Here is a 17,962-nt window from a genome sequence, read left to right on the forward strand (position 1 = left end):
ATCTCGCGTGGGGGTGGGCCGTGTCCAGTGCATTGCGATGGATCCGCCGCTGGGTGCTCATGCCGGATCATTCGGAGACCACCCTGGCGAGACGCGGATTCACCCCGAAAGACGCGCCGTCGCGGGAACTGCTGGAGACGGTCGGCCGGTACTTCCTCACCGGATTCGGCCACGCCCTGGACGCCCGGGACCCGCTCGAGGCCGAGCATCCGCTCGAGCGGACACCCGCCGAGTACCGCGGCTTCGCCTACGAGGGCGCCGCCATGGCCCTCGCGGTCCTCGACGGCCTCGGGCCCGGACGGCCGACCCGGATCCGGCGGTTCCTGCGGGGACGCGCCGACGCGCACGTCTACATGGTGCACGTCGGCGTGGGATGGGCCCTCGCCCGGCTGCCCCGCTGGCGGTGGCGCCGGGTACTGCCCGACGACCCGCTGCTGCGCTGGTTGACCCTCGACGGCTACGGCTTCCACCAGGCCTACTTCCACACCGGACGGTACGTCCGGGCCCAGCACCGGGACCCGGTGCACCGCTGGCCGTCCTGGACCCGCCAGCCGTACACGCCCCGGGCGATCGACCAGGGCATCGGACGGGCCGTCTGGTTCGTCGAGGGGACCGACGCGCGGCGGGTGGTCGAGACCCTCGAACGCTTCCCCGCCGATCGTCACTCGGACCTCTTCGCCGGTGCCGGCCTGGCCGCCACGTACGCCGGCGGGGCCGACCGGGCGGAGCTGGAGTGGTTCGCCCACCGGGTCGGCCCGCACCGACCCGCCGTCGCCCAGGCCGCGGCCTTCGCCGCCCAGGCCCGGGTCCGGGCCGGCCTGGTGACCCCGCACACCCACCTGGCGACCGCGGTCCTCTGCGACGCCGACCCGATGGTGGCGGCCTCGCTCACCGACCGCGCCCTGGTGAAGTTGCCCCCGGACGGGTCGCAGCCGGCCTTCGAGGTGTGGCGGCGCCGCATAGCCGACGAATTCGTGACCCAGGGGAGGCATCAGTGACCGCGATCGTCCGTTGGGGGCGCCGGCAGATATCCGGCGTCATCGCCCTCGTGCTGCTCACCGGTCTGTTCCTGATGGCCCGGCTGCCCGAGGCGTCCGCCGCCGAGCGGGCGGAACTGGCCCGGCCCTACCGCTTCACCCCGCTGTCGATCTCCATCCCGGGCGGCTTCCCGCAGCAGGACATCCGCCGGGTCAACAAGGACTACGAGCACATCCGCGCCTGGATCTCCTCGGTCGGCGCGGGCATCGCCATGAACGACTTCGACGGGGACGGCCTCGCCAACGACCTGTGCCTGGTCGACGTCCGCATCGACCGGGTCGTCGTGGCGCCCACCCCCGGCGCCGGGGAGGACCGCTATCGCTCCTTCGTCCTCGACCCCGCCCCGCTGCCGATGAACCCGCACATCGCCCCGATGGGCTGCGTGCCCGGTGACTTCAACGGCGACGGCCGTACCGACCTGCTCGTCTACTGGTGGGGCCGGACCCCGGTGGTCTACCTCGCCCGGGCCGGCGTCACCGGCCTGTCCCCGGACAGCTACCAGCCGGTCGAACTCGTCCCCGGCGCCGGTGCCGGCGGCCGCTACGACGGTCCGCAGTGGAACACCAACACGGTGGCGGTGGCCGACTTCGACGGCGACGGCCACGACGACGTTTTCGTCGGCAACTACTTCCCGGACGGACCGGTCGTCGACGACACCGTCCGCGGCGGCGTGTCGATGAACCACTCCATGTCCACCGCGTACAACGGTGGCCGCGACCACATCCTGCGCTGGACCGGCGGGACCGGCGGGGCCACCCCCACCGTCGCCTTCGCCGCGGCCCCCGGCGTCTTCCCCGACCACGTCTCCCGCGGCTGGGCCCTCGCCGCCGGCGGCAACGACCTCGACGGGGACCAGCTGCCCGAGCTGTACGTCGCCAACGACTTCGGGCCGGACCACCTGCTGCACAACCGCTCGACCCCCGGACACATCAGCTTCGCGGAGGTGAGCGGCACCGGCAGTCGAGCGGTGGTGCCCAAGTCCAAGGTGCTCGGCCACGACTCCTTCAAGGGCATGGGCGTCGACTACGGCGACCTCAACGGCGACGGCGTCTACGACATGTACGTCGGCAACATCACCACCACCTTCGGCCTCCAGGAGAGCAACTTCGCCTTCGTCAGCACCACCGACGACCGCGCCGAGCTGCGCCGTCGACTCCGCGCCGGCGAGGCGCCCTGGCAGGACCGCAGCGCCCCCCTCGGCCTGGCCTGGAGCGGCTGGAGCTGGGACGTCAAGCTGGGCGACTTCGACAACAGCGGCCACCCGGCCATCGTGCAGACCGCCGGCTTCGTCAAGGGCGACGTCAACCGTTGGGCGCAGCTGCAGGAACTCGCCACCAGCAACGACGAGTTGCTCGCCCACCCGGCCTGGTGGCCGAACGTCCGGCAGGGCGACGACATCGCCGGCGGGCAGCACCTGGCCTTCCACGTCCGGGGCCCCGACGGGCGGTACGAGGACGTGAGCCACGAACTCGGCCTCGACGTACCGGTCCCCACCCGCGGCATCGCCACCGGAGACGCCGACGGCGACGGCCGGCTGGACTTCGCCGTCGCCCGACAGTGGGCCGCCCCGGTCTTCTACCACAACGACAGCCCCGCGCCCGGCGCGTTCCTCGGACTGCGGCTCCGCCACGACGGCCCGGCCGGCACGCCCGGCTCACCGGCCGTCGGCACCCAGGTCACCGTCACCATGCCGGACGGCCGCCGGCAGCTCGCCCGGGTGGACGGCGGCAGCGGGCACTCCGGCAAGCGCAGCTTCGACGTCCTCGTCGGGCTCGGCGACGTGCGCACCGCCGTCGCCGTCCACCTCGCCTGGCGGGACCGCGCGGGAGCCACCCACGAAGAAGAGCTGACCCTCGCGCCCGGCTGGCACACCGTCCGGCTCGGCGCGCACGCCCAGGAGGCCCAGTCATGACCACCAGCGCACCGCCCCGGCCGACCAAGGACCCGCGGCTGGCCGCCCTCCGCCGGTTCGCCCTCTCGATCACCGTCTTCAACCTCGTCGGGTACGCGTTCCTCGGCTTCGAGCAACCCTGGACCTGGCCGATCGTGGCGGTGGCCACCGCGTACGCCACCGAACTCCTGCTGGAGGTCGCCGCTGCGCGCGCCGAGGACCGCCCGCCCCGGTTCCGTGGCGAGGGCGCGCGCGGGCTGATGGACTTCCTACTGCCCGCCCACATCAGCGGCGTCGCCGTGAACATGCTGCTCTACGTCAACGACCAGGTCCTGGTCATGATGTTCGGCGTCGTCGCCGCGATCAGCGGCAAGTGGCTGCTGAAGGCGCCGGTACGCGGCCGGATCCGGCACTTCATGAACCCGTCCAACCTTGGCATCACCGTGGTACTGCTGCTCTTCCCCTGGGTGAGCGTGGCCCCGCCGTACCACTTCACCGAGAACGTCAGCGGGGTGGTCGACTGGCTCATCCCGGCGGTCATCCTGGTCACCGGCACCATGCTGAACGCCAAGCTCACCCGCCGGTCCTGGCTGATCATCGGTTGGGTCGGCATGTTCGTCGTCCAGGCCGTCCTGCGCGGCGTGCTCCTCGACACCTCGATCCCGGCGGCCCTGGCCACCATGACCGGCGTCGCCTTCATCCTCTTCACCAACTACATGATCACCGACCCGGGCACCACCCCGACCGCACCGGCGTCACAACTCGCCTTCGGCGCCTCCGTGGCCGTCGTGTACGGCATCCTCACCGCGGTGTCCGTGGTGTACGGGCTCTTCTTCGCCACCGCCACCGTCTGCCTCCTCCGGGGCGGGTTCCTCTGGGCGCTGCACCTCATCCAGCAGGCGCAGCAACGCCGCGAGACCACACCGGCCCAGCGGGCCGCGCCGGTGTCCCCGGCGGTCGTCGCGCCGGCCCCGGAACCGGAGGTCGTACGGGCATGACCGAGAAGATCGCGGTCGTCGGCCTCGCCTGCCGATATCCCGACGCCGCGTCCCCCCGCGAACTCTGGGAGAACGCGCTCGCCGGACGCCGCGCGTTCCGACAGCTGCCCGACGAACGCACCCGCCTGGCCGACTACTGGGCCGCCGACCCGGCCACCCCGGACCGCTTCTACAGCCGGATGGCCGCCGTCATCCAGGGCTACGAGTTCGACCGGCTCACGTTCCGTGTGGCGGGCAGCACCTACCGGGCCGCCGACCTGACGCACTGGCTCGCCCTGGACGTCGCCGCCCGCGCGTTCGCCGACGCCGGCTTTCCCGACGGGGACGGACTGCCCCGGGAACGGACCACCGTGGTCGTCGGCAACACCCTGACCGGCGAGTTCACCCGGGCAAACGTGATGCGGCTGCGCTGGCCGTACGTGCGCCGCACCGTCGCCGCCGCGCTCACCGCCCACGGCTGGACCGGCGACCAGCTGGCCGGTTTCCTCGCCGACCTGGAAGCGAGCTACAAGAGCCCCTTCCCGCCGATCGACGAGGACACCCTCTCCGGTGGCCTGTCGAACACCATCGCCGGCCGGGTCTGCAACCACTTCGACCTCGGCGGTGGCGGCTACAGCGTGGACGGCGCCTGCTCCTCCTCGCTGCTGTCCGTCGTCACCGCGGCGAACAGCCTGGTCAGCGGCGACGCCGACGTCGCCCTGGCCGGCGGTGTCGACCTCTCCCTGGACCCGTTCGAACTGGTCGGCTTCGCCAAGACCGGCGCGCTGGCCCGCGGCGAGATGCGGGTGTACGACCGGGATTCCAACGGATTCTGGCCCGGCGAGGGCTGCGGCATGGTGGTCCTGATGCGCGAGGCCGACGCCCGGCGCGCCGGACGGCGCGTCTACGCGCTGCTGAGCGGCTGGGGGATCTCCTCCGACGGCCGGGGCGGCATCACCCGGCCCGACGCCCTCGGCTACCAGCGCGCGCTGCGCCGCGCGTACCGGCGGGCCGGGTTCGGCATCGAGACAGTGGCGCTGTTCGAGGGCCACGGCACCGGCACTGCAGTCGGCGACGCGACCGAACTGCGGGCGCTCTCGGCGGCCCGCCGCAGCGCCGACCCCACCGCGCCACCGGCCGCCATCGGCAGCATCAAGGCGATGATCGGACACACCAAGGCGGCGGCCGGCGTGGCCGGCCTGATCAAGGCCGCCCTGGCCGTGCACCACGAGGTGGTGCCGCCCACCGTGGGCTGTCTCGACCCGCACCCCGAGCTCGACGGCGAGCAGCCGGCGCTGCGGGTGACCCGTACCGCCGAGGAGTGGCCGGCCCACACCGAGGTCCGGGCGGGCGTCACCGCGATGGGCTTCGGCGGCATCAACACCCACGTCGTCCTGGAACGCGGCGCCGGCCCCCGGCGGTCGCTCAACGCCCGGGCCCGGGCGCTCTCCTCGTCCGCCCAGGACGCCGAACTGCTGCTCTTGGACGCCGCGAGCGCCCCGGAACTGCGGCAGCGGCTGGACACCCTCCTCGGGCTCGCGCCCCGGCTGGCGTACGCCGAGCTCACCGACGTCGCCAGCACGCTCCAGCGCGACCTGCGGGACCGGCCCCACCGGGCCGCCCTCGTGGTGCGCGACCCCGCCGGCGCCGCGCGCGCGATCACCGCCGCCCGGGACGCTCTCGACGCCGGCGAGACCCTTCTGGTCGACCCCACCGCCGGCGTCTTCCTCGGTCACCCCACCCGGCCCGGCCGGGCCGGATTCCTCTTCCCCGGCCAGGGCTCCGGCCGCGGCGCCGGCGGCGCCTTCCGGCGGCGGTTCCCCGCCGTGGAGGACGTGTACGTCCGGCTCGCGCTCGCGCCCGGCGACGACGTGGTGGACACCGCCGTCGCCCAGCCGCGGATCGTCACCGGTTCGGCCGCCGCCCTGCGCGTGCTGGCCGAGCTGGACCTGGACGCGGCCGTCGCGGTCGGGCACAGCCTCGGCGAACTGACCGCGCTGCACTGGGCCGGCGCGATGGACGAGGAGACCCTCTGGCGGATGGCCGCCGTGCGCGGCACCACCATGGCGAAGACCGCCGAGGCCGGGGTGATGGCCGGCGTCGGCGCCGGCGCCGACGTGGTCGGGCGGCTGCTCACCGGCACCCCGGTCGTGATCGCCGGCTACAACGGGCCACGCCAGACGGTCGTCGCCGGCCCGCCGGACGCGGTACGGGAGGTGTTCCGGGCGGCCACGGACGCCGGACTCACCTGCGCCATGCTCGCCGTGTCGCACGCCTTCCACTCGCCCCTGATGGCGGCCGCCGCCGAGGCGTTCGGTGAGTGGCTCACCGACATGCCGTTCCACCCGGTGCGACGCCGGGTGGTCTCGACCGTCACCGGCGCACCCCTGGACCCGGGCACCGACCTCGGCGCGCTGCTGCGCCGGCAGATCCTCGAACCGGTCCGCTTCGCCTCGGCGGTCGCCACGGCCGCCGCCGAGGTGGACCTGTTCATCGAGGTCGGCCCCGGCCAAGTGCTGACCCGGATGGCCCGGGACGTCACCGACGTCCCGGCCGTCGCCGTGGACACCGACCACGAGTCGCTCGCGCCGCTGCTCTCGGTGGTCGCGGCCGCGCACGTCACCGGCGTACCGATCGCCCTCGGACCGCTGTTCGAGGGCCGGCTGGCCCGACCGCTCCCACTCGACGCCGAACTGACCTTCTTCAGCAACCCGTGCGAGGCGGCCCCGCAGCACGCCGAGGAGGCCCCGTCGGCCGCCGCGGCGCCGGACGCGCCGGCCGCCGTCGTCGCCGACCCGTCGACCGGCGCCCGGGACGATGCCCTCGGCACGCTGCGCCGGCTCGCCGCCGAACGCGCCGAACTCCCGGCCGACCTGGTCCATGCCGACAGCCGGCTCCTCGACGACCTGCACCTGAGCTCCATCACGGTCGCGCAGGTAGTCAACCAGGCGGCCCGCGAACTCGGCCTGCCGGCAGCGGAGGCGCCGACGAACTTCGCGACCGCCACCGTACGGGAACTCGCCGAGGCCCTCGACGAACTCGGCCGCCCGGGCAGCGATTCCGCCCCGCCGCCGCTCGTGCACGGCGTCGACACCTGGGTGCGGCCCTTCGTGGTGGACCTCGACCCCGCGCCGCCGCCGGAGCCCGGCCCCACCGAGGAGGACGGCGTCTGGCAGGTGCACGCGCCGGACGGGCATCCCCTCGCCGAACCGCTCCGGCAGGCGCTGCAGCGCGGCGGCGTCGGCGCGGGTGTGCTGGTCTGCCTGCCCGACGGCTGTCCGGAGGACGCCCTGGAACCCGCCCTCGCGGGGGTCCGGCACGCCGTCCGGCAGCCGGACGGCGCCCGCCTCGTGCTCGTGCACTGCGGTCGCGGGGCCGCCGGACTGGCCAAGACCGCGCACCTCGAGGCCCCGGCCCTGCGTACCACGGTGGTCCGGGCGCCGCTCGCGCCGGACACCATCGCCCGGGTCCTCGCCGAGGTCCGGGCCACCATCGGGTTCACCGAGGTCGACTACGACCACGCCGGCGCCCGCCGGGTCCCCGTGCTGCGGCCCGCGCCGCTGGCACCGGCCGCCGGACCACTGCCGCTGGACCGCGGCGACGTCCTGCTGGTCACGGGCGGCGGGAAGGGCATCACCGCCGAGTGCGCCCGGGCCCTCGCCGCCGACACCGACGCCCGCCTGGCGATCCTCGGCCGCTCCGACCCGGCCACCGACGCCGCGCTCGCCGCGAACCTGGACCGGCTGCGCGACGCCTGCCCGGCGCTGACGTACGTCCGCGCGGACGTCACCGACCCGGCCGCCGTGCGCGCCGCCGTGGCCCGCGTCGAGGCCGCCCTGGGACCGGTGACCGCGATCCTGCACGGGGCCGGTCGCAACGAGCCGACCGCGCTCGCCGACCTGGACGTGGCCGCCCTGCGGCGTACCCTCGCCCCCAAGGTCGACGGCCTGCGGGCGGTGCTCGACGCGGTCGACCTGGACCGACTGCGGCTGCTGGTCACCTTCGGCAGCGTTATCGGCCGCGCCGGCCTGCGCGGCGAGGCCCACTACGCCCTGGCCAACGAGTGGCTGGCCGAGCTGACCCGGGAGGTCGGCCGCACCCGGCCCCACTGCCGCGCCGTGTGCCTCGAATGGTCCGTCTGGTCCGGCGTGGGCATGGGGGAGCGGCTCTCGGTGGTCGAGTCCCTGCTGCGCACCGGGGTCACCCCGATCGGGCCGGACGCCGGCGTCGAGGTGCTGCGGCGCGTCCTCGCCGACCCGCAGCTGCCGCCCGTGCTCGTCGTGACCGGACGCACCGGAGATCTCGACACCGTCCGGTACGACCGGCCGGACCTGCCGGTCCTGCGGTTCCTCGAACGGCCCCTGGTGCACTACCCGGGGGTCGAACTGGTCACCGAGGTCGACCTGAACCCGGGCGCCGACCATTACCTGCCGGACCACCGCCTCGACCGCGACCTGCTCTTCCCCGCGGTCCTTGGGTTGGAGGCAATGGCACAGGTCGCCGGCGCGGTGACCGGCGACCAGGACATCCCGCTGATCGAACGCGCGGAGTTCACCCGGCCGATCGTCGTACCCGCCGAGGGGCGCACCACCGTCCGCCTCGCCGCGCTGGTCACCTCGCCCGACACAGTGGAGGTGAGCATCCGCAGCGCGGAGACCGGCTTCGGCGTGGACCACTTCCGGGCCACGCTGCGCCGGGGCGGCGGCGAGCAGCCCTCGGACGCCCCCCGTCCGCTCCCCGGTGAGCTGGGGTGGAGCGCGCTGGACCCGGCCATCGACCTGTACGGCGACACCCTGTTCCAGTCCGGACGCTTCCGCCGGCTGCGCCGGTACCGGCGGATCGCCGCCCGCGCCACGGAGGCGGAGGTCACCACCGACCAGAGCACGGGCTGGTTCAGTGCCTACCTCCCCGGGCAGCTCCTGCTTGGCGACCCCGGCGCCCGCGACGCCTTCATGCACGGGCTGCAGGTGTGCGTCCCCGACGCCACCCTGCTGCCCATCGGCGTCGACCGGCTCCACTGCGCCGGGCCGAAGCTCGCCGCCGCCGGCGAGGTGACCCTCACCGCCGTGGAACGGGCCCAGGACGGCGACACCTACGTCTACGACGTCGCCGTCCGCGACCGCTCCGGGCAGGTCGTGGAGTCCTGGCAGGGGCTGCGGCTGCGCGCGGTGCGCCGGCGGGGCGGCGCCGGCCCTTGGTCGCCCGCCCTGCTCGGACCGTACGTGGAACGCCGCCTGGACGACCTGCTCGGCCGCGGCACCGCGGTGGCCGTCGAGCCGCACCAGGGGACGCGACCGGCGACTGCCGTGCAGCTCTCCCGGTTGCTCGGCCGCCCGGTCCGGCTGCGGCACCGGCCCGACGGCCGTCCCGAACTGGTCGGTGACACCACCGACGAACCCGTGGTCTCCGTCGCGCACGGCCGGACGGTCAGCCTCGCCGTCGCCGCCGCGGGCGACGTCAGCTGTGACCTCGAGGAGGTCTCACCGCGGTCCGAGTCGGCCTGGGCGGACCTGCTGGGCGGGCACGCGGCACTGGCCCGGCTGGTGGCGGCCGAGACCGGGGAGCCCGCCGACGTGGCAGCCACCCGGGTGTGGAGCGCCGTCGAGTGCCTGCAGAAGGTCGGCCGGCCCGCGGTCGGGCCACTCACCCTGCACCGGGTCGTCGACCCGTGCTGGGTGGTGCTGGCCGTCGGCGACCTGCGGGTCGCCACGCTGGCCACCACGCTGCGCGACACCGATGCGCCGGTCGTCGTGGCCGTCCTGAGACGCCGGGAGGCATGACGTGACCCCCTACTACGAGTACCGGCACGTGGTCGGCTTCGAGGAGACCAACCTCGTCGGCAACGTCTACTACGTCAATTACCTGCGCTGGCAGGGCCGCTGCCGGGAGCTTTTCCTGCGGGACCACGCCCCGGAGGTCCTGGCCGAGCTGCGCGCCGACCTGAAGCTGTTCACCCTACGGGTCGACTGCGAGTTCGTCGCCGAGGCGAGCGCCTTCGACGAACTGGCCATCCGGATGCGGCTGGCCGAACTCACCCAGACCCAGCTGGAACTGGCCTTCGACTACCTGCGCGTGGGCGCCGACGGCGAACAGCTCATCGCCCGCGGCCGCCAGCGCGTCGCCTGCATGCGCGGGCCCAACGGACAGACCGTCCCGGACCGTGTGCCGGCCGCGTTGGTCCGCGCACTCCGACCGTACGGCGCGTCGCTCGACGTCCGCGCCGCCGCTTGATCCCATCCCTTCCTGGAGGCACCGTGACCACGGACGAGACCACCACCGCGCCGCCCACCGGCTGGGTCGGCAGCTGGAACGGCCCGCACCACCGAGCCGCGCTGAACCTGTTCATGCTGGTCGTGCTCGGGCACTGGGCCGAACATGTCGTGCAGGCGGTGCAGATCTGGGTGCTGCACATGCCCCGGCCGCAGGCCCGGGGCATCCTCGGCATGCCGTTCCCCTGGCTCATCGAGCAGGAATGGCTGCACTACGGCTACGCCCTGGTCATGCTGGTCGGGCTCTGGGTGCTCCGGCACGGCTTCGTCGGCCGGGCCCGGCACTGGTGGCTGGCGGCCCTCGCGGTGCAGGTGTGGCACCACTTCGAACACCTGCTGCTGCTGATCCAGGCGCTGACCGGCTGGCACCTGGCCAATCGTCCGGCGCCGACCAGCATCGTCCAGCTCGTCGCCCCCCGCGTCGAGCTGCACCTGTTCTACAACGCGGTGGTGTTCGTGCCGATGGTGGTCGCCATGTACCTGCACCTGCGCCCGACCGCCTCGGAACTCGAACAGATGTGGTGCAGCTGCCGGACCGCCGTACCCGCCCCGGTCCGATGACCGGTCGACGCCGGCCGCGTACCTCGTCGCTGGTCGGCGGCGCGGTCGCGCTGCTCGCGGTCTCCGTGGTGGTCCTCGCCGCGCTGGCCGGTTCCGCGCCGCCCCGGCTCACTGCGGCCACCCCGGGCGACGGCGCCCGGCTGGCCCAGGCCCCCGGCACGGTGACGCTCACCTTTTCCGGGCAGCTCGACGCGCGGGACACTCACGCCTCGGTGGTCGACCTGGCGTCCGGGCGGCGGATCAACGACGCCACCCGGGTCGACGGGACGACCGTGCGCCTGCCGATCACCGCCGCCCGGGCGGGGGAGTACCGGACCGCCTACCACGTGACCCTGGTGGACGGTCGGGAACTCACCGGTCAGCTCGGCTTTGCGGTCACCGCCGGAGGCGGCGCCCCGGACCCGGCCGCCGCCTCCGCGCCGTCGCCCGGGACGGGCTCCGGCCTGCACCGCCACGGCGCGGTCGACGGACTCAGCGGCGTCCTGATCGGCGTCGACGTGCTGGTGATGGCCGGTCTACTGCTGTTCGCCCTGACCCGCCGCCGGGCCCGCCGGTCGACCGGCAGGTGGGCGTACCGACCGTGACCGTTGACGGAGCCCGCTGACCCCACTTCCCGGAGGCCGCGCCGACAGTTGCCCACGGACCACCGCTGACCAGCGGATACGTCGGCCCTCCCGGGGCCGCCGGATCCGCTGGCCCGTCGGGTTGCCCGACCGCCGACACTATCGGTTAATATAGTGCGGTGGAGGCACTGTCATGACCAAGAGGCGGACCTACAACCAGTACTGCGGCCTCGCGGCCGCCCTCGACGTGCTGGGTGAGCGCTGGACCCTGCTGATCGTCCGCGAGCTCATGATGGGCCCCCGACGCTACGGCAACCTGCTGGCCGACCTGCCCGGCGTGGGCACCAACCTGCTCGCTGAACGCTTGAAATTCCTGGTGGAGCAGGGTGTGGTGCGCCAGGTCGAGGCCCCGGGCTCCGCGGTCCGGCAGGCGTACGAGCTGACCGAGAGTGGCGAGCAGTTGCGCCCGCTCGTCCTCGGCCTCGCCCGGTGGGGGATGGACCACCTGGGCAACCTCTCCGCCGACGACACCGTCCGGCCGCACTGGGGCTTCCTGGCGATCGAGGCGATGATCGACGATGCGAAGGTGTCCGACCTCGACGAGCAGTACGAGTTCCGCGTCGCCGACGAGGTCTTCCACATCGACGTGCGGGACGGGGCGGCGCGGACGGTCAAGGGTCCCGCCCCGGACCCGGCGATGACCGCCACCACGGACGCCGCCACCTTCGTGCAGATCGGAGCCGGCCGGTTGACGCCGCTGGCGGCGATGGTGACCGGCAAGCTGGCGATGGACGGCGACATGGAGGCGGTCCTGCGGGCCTGCCTGCTGCTGGGCCTCGACGCCGGCCCGGTGGCGTCCGTGGCGCGCGCCGCGTAGCTGGCTCCCGCGTACGCCGCAACGAATGACGGGACCCCGGTCGGGGCGCTCCTCGCGCCCGGCCGGGTCCCGTCGTCCGTAAGGTCTCAGCCGCGCATGACGTCGGCGTCCTGCTGCCGGCCCGACACGGCCGGCGACGCCTCGGTGGCCGGCGGCCGGATGATGAGCGCCGGGATCAGGCCGACCAGGGTGATCACCGCCAGCACGATCAGGGCCGGGCCGAAGCCGTCGGCGAACTGCTGCGGCGAGCGGTAGCCGCCGAAGGTGGAGAAGACGGCCGCAGCGACGGCCACCCCGAAGACGGCGCCGACGTGTCGGCTGGTGTTGCTGATCCCCGAGGCGATGCCGACGTGCGCCGGCTCGACCGAGCGCATCACCGCGGAGGCGATGGTCGGGAAGGCGGTCGCCACACCGACGCCGGCGATGAAGAGCGGCAGCATGATCTTGCCGTACCCGTCCTGCGCGGTCGCCCGGGTGCCGATCAGCAGGAAGCCGACGGCGAAGAGGAACAGACCGAGCGCGACCAGCGGGCGCTCGCCGATCCGGTCGGCGACCCGCCCGGCGATGGGGGAGACTAGCGGGGCCAGCGCCACCCACGGCAGCAGCCGGATGCCCACCTCGAGCGGGTCGTAGCCGAGCGCGAGCTGGAGGTACTGGGCGAGCAGGAAGCCGCCGCCGTACAGGGCCGCGCCGAGGGCGAAGCTGGCGCCGGAGCCGCCGGCGAGGCTGAGGTTGCGGAAGATGCCCAGCGGCATCATCGGCGCCGCCGCCCGCCGCTGCCAGAGCAGGAAGGCGACGATGAGGACCACGCCGACCACCAGGCCGGCGATCACCGAGGGCTTGGTCCAGCCGATGTCGCCCGCGCGGATCAGGGCGTGGGCCAGTACGATCACGCCGGCGGTGGAGAGCACCAGGCCGAGGATGTCGACCGGCTTGGACTCCCCCCGGGACTCGCTGATCTTCACCAGGCTCAGGCCGATGAGCAGGAGTCCGACCGGCACGTTGAGCCAGAAGATCCACTGCCAGTCGAAGCCCTCGATCACCGCACCGCCGACCAGGGGGCCGACCGCCACGGCGAGGCCCGTGATGGCCCCCCAGATGCCGAACGCCGCGCCGCGCCTGGCCGGGGGGGTCGCCGCCGCGATGACCGCCAGCGCCAGCGCGGTGGCGATCCCGCCACCGATGCCCTGCAGGGCGCGGGCCGCGATCAGCATGCCGATGGTGGAGCTGAGCGCGCACCACACCGAGCCGACCGTGAAGATGGCGACGCCGATCAGGAACCACAGGCGCCGTCCGTACCGGTCGCCGAGGGCGGCGCCGGTGAGGATCAGCGCGGCGAAGCCGATCTCGTACGCGTTGATGGTCCAGCCGAGCGCGGCGGTGTCGGCGGCCAGCTCCTGGTGCAGGGTGGGCAGCGCGGTCGTGATGACCAGCACGTCCAAGCCGACCATGAACGAGGCGACCGAGGCGAGGACCAGGGTCCATCGCTGCCGCGCCGGTGAGTAACTTGCGTCGTCGAGCGCCATGATCACTCCGTCTAGGAGGGTCAGATTGTCGAAGCGGTGACGGCGGACTCCGGTCGGGGCGTCGGTCAAGCGCCCGCCCACACGTCGCTTCCGGGACGAACCGAACGTTAGTAGACGCTTTCGAAAGCGTCAACCGAACAACGCCGATCGGTGGATGTTCTGCCTGGCGGGATGTCACTTCCTTGCGAAGTGGTACCGCAACTACTAAGAAAATAGGTAGTGCTATATAGACGGCCCCGGACCCCGGAGCTAGTCTGCTTCACGTACGTATAGCTGGCCGAGGTCAGTGTTGTCGTCGCAGGTCATCGGGGACGAGGGTCCGCGCCGACGCCACCCGGCCCTCCGGTCCGGTACAGACACCCCCGATCCGTCGGCTCCCTCGACGGAAGGTCCGTCGATCCTCCGCACCCGCCGCACCCTCCGTCCTGCGCCTCGTGGGGCGGTCGCGGCGCGCCCGATCGACGGCGATCGCCAACTGGAGGCCAAGGTGAAACTCCGAAACAAAGGCGTCGGTGCCGCTGCGGCACTGACCGCGGTGACACTCGTGCTGTCCGCCACCCCGACGCCCGCGTCGGCCCGACCGGACGAAGCGCGTCCGGCTCCGGCGGACACCGTCGTGGTGCGGTGGGACAACCTGGCGCTGGACGCGGTGACCGACGCGGTGATGGGCCCGCCCGTGGCGGCGCGCGCCCTCGCGATCATCCACACCTGCATCTACGACGCCTGGGCCGCCTACGACGGCCGCGCCGCCGGCACCCGTTTCGGGACCCTGCTGCGCCGCCCTCCGGCGGAGCGGACGACGCGCAACAAGGAGGAGGCGATCAGCTACGCCGCCTTCACCGCCGCCGTCGACCTGTGGCCGGCGTCGCGCGCCCGGGCCGAGGCGGTGATGGCCGAGCTGGGCTATCCCCTCACCGGCGGCTCCACGGCCAGCACGACCGGCGTCCGCGCGTGCCAGGCGGTGCTCGACTACCGCCACCACGACGGCGCCAACCAGCTCGGCGACCTCGCCCCGGGGGCTTACAACGACTACACCGGCTACCAGCCCGTCAACAAGCCGATGGTGATGGACCAGCCGATGGGCGACGACACCATGCAGGACCCCAACCACTGGCAGCCCTTGATGTGGAAGGTCATCGGCACTCCCGAGCCGCAGACCTTCATCGCCCCGCACTGGGGCGAGGTGACGCCCTTCGCCGGCCGGACCAAGGTGACCGTGCCCGAGCAGACGCCGCCGCGGTACGGCAGCAAGGGGTACGTCGACCAGGCCCGCGAGCTGGTCGCCATCTCGGCCCACCTGACGGACCGGGAGAAGGCCACCGCCGAGTACTGGGCCGACGAGGGCACCGGCTACGCCATGCCCCCCGGCACCTGGGCCCGGGTAGCGCAGTTCGTCTCCCACCGGGACCACCACTCCGTCGACCAGGACGCCAAGCTCTTCTTCGCGATGACCAACGCCGTGTTCGAGGCGAGCATCGACGCCTGGGGCCGCAAGGCCCGCTACGACTACGTCCGCCCGATCAGCGCTGTCCGCTACGTCTTCCGCGGCAAGCACATCCCGACCTGGACGCCGAACGGCCAGGGCTCCCGGGTGATCGACGGCGCCACCTGGATGCCGTACCAGCCGGCCGCGTTCGGCACGCCGCCGTTCGCCGAGTTCCCCTCCGGCCACAGCACCTTCGGCGCCGCCGCCACCGAGGTGCTGCGCTCCTTCACCGGCAGCGACGCGTACGGCGGATCGGCCGTCGTCCACGCCGGATCGTCCCGGGTCGAGCCGGGCGTGGCGCCGCGCACCGACGTCACGCTCTCCTGGGCCACCTTCTCCGACGCCGACGAGCAGAACAGCGCGTCCCGCCTGATCGGCGGCATCCACTTCGGTCCCACTGTCCGCTACAGCCGCACCCTCGGGCACGCGGCGGGTGTCTCCGCCTGGCGCGAGGCGAGCCTCTACTTCGCCGGCGTCGCCGACCCGGCGGTCCAGACCGACGGCACGGGGGCCCCGTGAACCCCGCCGCCACACCGCATCCCGATCAGCCGACAACACCGAATGGAGACCTGATGAAACCCAGAAGACGCGTACGACGCGACGCGCTCGCCGTCGCCGTGGTGTCCGTCCTGGCCGTTTCCGGCGCCGCCGTGGCACCGGGCGTGGCGACGGCCGACGACGCAGGAGCGGGGGTGAGCTTCCGGGAGATCGCGCTGCCCGGCACGAGCCTCGGCGGGTACGTCCGGGCCTCCTCCCCGGAGCAGGCGATCCGCGACGCCAACCTCAAGCGGCCGATCGTCACCCTGCAGGACTTCGCCCAGGAGCCGATCCACAGCCGCGGCATCGCCGGCGTGGTGCTCCTCGACTACGACGGCGACCACGACCTGGACATGTACGTCACCAACGGTCCCGGCCGGGCGAACAGCCTGTTCCAGAACCGGCTGCGCCGCGACCATCAGGTCAACTTCGTCGACGTGGCGCAGAGCGCCGGCGCGGCATTGACCGACGTGGACAGCAACGGTGCCTGTGCCGGGGACGTCGACAACGACGGCGACACCGACCTGTACGTGCTCGGCCGGCACGCCTCGAACCACCTGCTGCGCAACGACGGCAACGGCACCTTCGCCGACATCACCGCAAGCAGCGGGGCCGGCGCCGGTACGCTGAGCCACCCGAGCTGCACGATGGCCGACTTCGACAGCGACGGCCTGCTCGACATCGCCATCGCCAACTCCTTCGACATGCACAAGGCGCTGGCCATCGTCGCCGTCCCGTACGCGCTCAACCAGCGCAACCAGCTGCTGCACAACGTCGACGGCCGGCGGTTCACCGACGTCAGCGACAGCTCCGGCTTCACCAATACCGTGGTGAAGGAGCCGCCGCCGGGGGACACGGCTCCGTTCGCCGACCCCTCCTGGGCTATCGCCGCCGTCGACTACGACCAGGACGGTGACGCGGACATCATGGTCGGCAACGACCAGGGCGCGATCCCGATGAAGAAGTACGGCGGCATTGACCGCGGCTTCATCCGCACCTACCAGAACGACGGCCACGGCCGGTTCACCGACGTTACCTACGACATCGGGATGGAGCCCGGCGCCTGGATGGGCATGTCCTACGGCGACTTCAACTTCGACGGCACGCTGGACGTCTTCGGCACCAACGGCGGCGACTACATGATGATCCCGCTCGCCGGGGTGCAGAACCAGCTCGGTGACCTGAGCAGCCGGTGGCTGCTGCAACGCCCGGACGGCACCTTCGCCGACCCGCGGCGCTCCTCCATCCAGGAGCCGGCGAAGAACGGGGCGGACCCGGACCTCGGCGGCCTGGGCGCCACCCCGTGGGGCTGGGGCACCTCCGCTTTCGACTACGACAACGACGGGGCCACCGACATCCTCTACCAGGGTGGCCTGGACGCCGTCTTCTTCGGCGCGACCGCCGACAACCCGGCGGCCCTGCTCCGGAACAAGGGCCCGCAGGCGCTGCGCAAGGGCTTCTACCCGTCGTTCGAGTACGACCCGGCGATCAGCGACGCCGGTGCCGACGAGCGGCGTCGTCTGGTCGTCGGCGTGGCCGCCGGTGACCTCAACCGCGACGGCTTCACCGACGTGGTGAGCGTGGCCCAGTCCCGCAAGGTCGGCGACCTGACCCGTTACGGCGACGTCAAGCCCTTCGACTACGACTCGCCGTTCGACCAGGGCGCCAGCTACCTGCAGGTGTACGCGCCGATCCCGGAGAACCCGGGCACCTTCCGCCCGACCGGGAACCACACCGAGCCCGGCAGCCTGTCGGTGAAGCTGAACAGCGGCAACGGCAACCTGTCGGCCACCGTGCGGACCCGCGGAAGCGTGGGCGTCACCACCGGCGGCAGCGTCAACCGCGACGGCGTCGGCGCCGTCGTCAAGTTCACCCCGCACAACGGCCTCACCGCCATCCGCCCGGTGATGGCCGGGTCCAGCATGTCCTCCCAGGACGCCCTGGACGGCGTCTTCGGGATGGGCCGGGCGCGCACCGGCACGGTCGAGGTGCTCTGGCCGGGCGGGGTCCGCAACAAGCTCTACGGGGTGCAGGCCGGCAAGCAGGTGGACTTCCCGGAGATCCCGTGCAGCTTCGCCGACACGTCGATGTCGGTGCAGACGTACACCGCCTGCGTGCAGCGGTCGCTGCGTGAGCTGGTCGCCGCCGGGCAGCTGAGCCGGACCGAGCAGGGCCGGTTCTTCGCCAGCGCCGTCCAGGCGTACCACGAGGCGCACCACACCTCGTGACCCGCGACC

Annotated in this window: 11 protein-coding genes; 10 read left to right on the top strand and 1 reads right to left on the bottom strand. The window is 73.1% G+C overall.

The window, feature by feature from the left end; translation table 11 throughout:
• Positions 1-59: 59 nt before the first annotated feature.
• The 8 genes from AB0I11_RS17355 to AB0I11_RS17390 all read left to right on the top strand — a co-directional run bounded on the left by AB0I11_RS17355 (position 60) and on the right by AB0I11_RS17390 (position 12,176).
• On the top strand, positions 60-998 hold the full coding sequence (locus tag AB0I11_RS17355) for a DUF1702 family protein (protein ID WP_357320696.1): 939 nt from the start codon (positions 60-62) through the stop codon (positions 996-998).
• Entirely contained in the window at positions 995-2,950 is a 1,956-nt protein-coding gene (locus AB0I11_RS17360) for a CRTAC1 family protein (protein ID WP_357320699.1), read from the top strand. Before AB0I11_RS17355 ends, AB0I11_RS17360 begins: the two co-directional genes overlap by 4 nt.
• A complete protein-coding gene (locus AB0I11_RS17365) occupies positions 2,947-3,927 on the top strand; it encodes an enediyne biosynthesis protein (protein WP_357320702.1) in 981 nt (326 codons plus the stop codon). The genes AB0I11_RS17360 and AB0I11_RS17365 overlap by 4 nt, the downstream gene beginning before the upstream one ends.
• Positions 3,924-9,686, top strand: coding sequence for a type I polyketide synthase (locus tag AB0I11_RS17370; RefSeq protein ID WP_357320705.1), 5,763 nt, complete (start codon positions 3,924-3,926; stop codon positions 9,684-9,686). The genes AB0I11_RS17365 and AB0I11_RS17370 overlap by 4 nt, the downstream gene beginning before the upstream one ends.
• A gap of 1 nt (position 9,687) precedes the next feature.
• Positions 9,688-10,137, top strand: a complete 450-nt coding sequence (locus AB0I11_RS17375) for an acyl-CoA thioesterase (RefSeq protein ID WP_357320708.1) — start codon at positions 9,688-9,690, stop codon at positions 10,135-10,137.
• 23 nt (positions 10,138-10,160) lie between these two features.
• Positions 10,161-10,736 (top strand): hypothetical protein, encoded by a 576-nt coding sequence (locus tag AB0I11_RS17380; RefSeq protein ID WP_357320711.1) that lies wholly within the window; start codon positions 10,161-10,163, stop codon positions 10,734-10,736.
• The gene (locus tag AB0I11_RS17385) at positions 10,733-11,320 is read left to right on the top strand and encodes a copper resistance CopC family protein (RefSeq protein ID WP_357320714.1); all 588 of its coding nucleotides are present in this window, start codon (positions 10,733-10,735) and stop codon (positions 11,318-11,320) included. The genes AB0I11_RS17380 and AB0I11_RS17385 overlap by 4 nt, the downstream gene beginning before the upstream one ends.
• Positions 11,321-11,492: 172 nt before the next feature.
• On the top strand, positions 11,493-12,176 hold the full coding sequence (locus tag AB0I11_RS17390) for a winged helix-turn-helix transcriptional regulator (protein WP_357320717.1): 684 nt from the start codon (positions 11,493-11,495) through the stop codon (positions 12,174-12,176).
• 86 nt (positions 12,177-12,262) lie between these two features.
• Here AB0I11_RS17390 and AB0I11_RS17395 read toward each other — a convergent pair whose 3' ends face one another.
• Positions 12,263-13,702, bottom strand: a complete 1,440-nt coding sequence (locus AB0I11_RS17395) for a DHA2 family efflux MFS transporter permease subunit (RefSeq protein WP_357320720.1) — start codon at positions 13,700-13,702, stop codon at positions 12,263-12,265.
• Between the two features lie 535 nt (positions 13,703-14,237).
• On the opposite strand from AB0I11_RS17395, the gene AB0I11_RS17400 reads away from it, so the two are divergent.
• Together AB0I11_RS17400 and AB0I11_RS17405 are read left to right on the top strand one after the other, a co-directional pair.
• Complete coding sequence (locus AB0I11_RS17400; protein ID WP_357320723.1) at positions 14,238-15,707, top strand: DUF6851 domain-containing protein; 1,470 nt, start codon at positions 14,238-14,240, stop codon at positions 15,705-15,707.
• Positions 15,708-15,760: 53 nt separating this feature from the next.
• Positions 15,761-17,953 carry a CRTAC1 family protein gene (locus AB0I11_RS17405; protein WP_357320726.1) on the top strand — a complete coding sequence of 731 codons (2,193 nt, stop codon included), beginning with the start codon at positions 15,761-15,763 and terminating at the stop codon, positions 17,951-17,953.
• The last annotated feature ends 9 nt before the right edge of the window (positions 17,954-17,962 follow it).

Source organism: Micromonospora sp. NPDC050495 (genome assembly GCF_040655175.1).
In the GTDB taxonomy this organism is placed as follows: Bacteria; Actinomycetota; Actinomycetes; order Mycobacteriales; family Micromonosporaceae; genus Micromonospora.

Coding starts and splice junctions, on each gene's coding strand:
- AB0I11_RS17355 (WP_357320696.1), top strand. CDS start 60: ATGCCGGATCATTCGGAGACCACCCTGGCGAGACGCGGATTCACCCCG.
- AB0I11_RS17365 (WP_357320702.1), top strand. CDS start 2,947: ATGACCACCAGCGCACCGCCCCGGCCGACCAAGGACCCGCGGCTGGCC.
- AB0I11_RS17370 (WP_357320705.1), top strand. CDS start 3,924: ATGACCGAGAAGATCGCGGTCGTCGGCCTCGCCTGCCGATATCCCGAC.
- AB0I11_RS17385 (WP_357320714.1), top strand. CDS start 10,733: ATGACCGGTCGACGCCGGCCGCGTACCTCGTCGCTGGTCGGCGGCGCG.
- AB0I11_RS17390 (WP_357320717.1), top strand. CDS start 11,493: ATGACCAAGAGGCGGACCTACAACCAGTACTGCGGCCTCGCGGCCGCC.
- AB0I11_RS17395 (WP_357320720.1), bottom strand. CDS start 13,702: ATGGCGCTCGACGACGCAAGTTACTCACCGGCGCGGCAGCGATGGACC.
- AB0I11_RS17405 (WP_357320726.1), top strand. CDS start 15,761: ATGAAACCCAGAAGACGCGTACGACGCGACGCGCTCGCCGTCGCCGTG.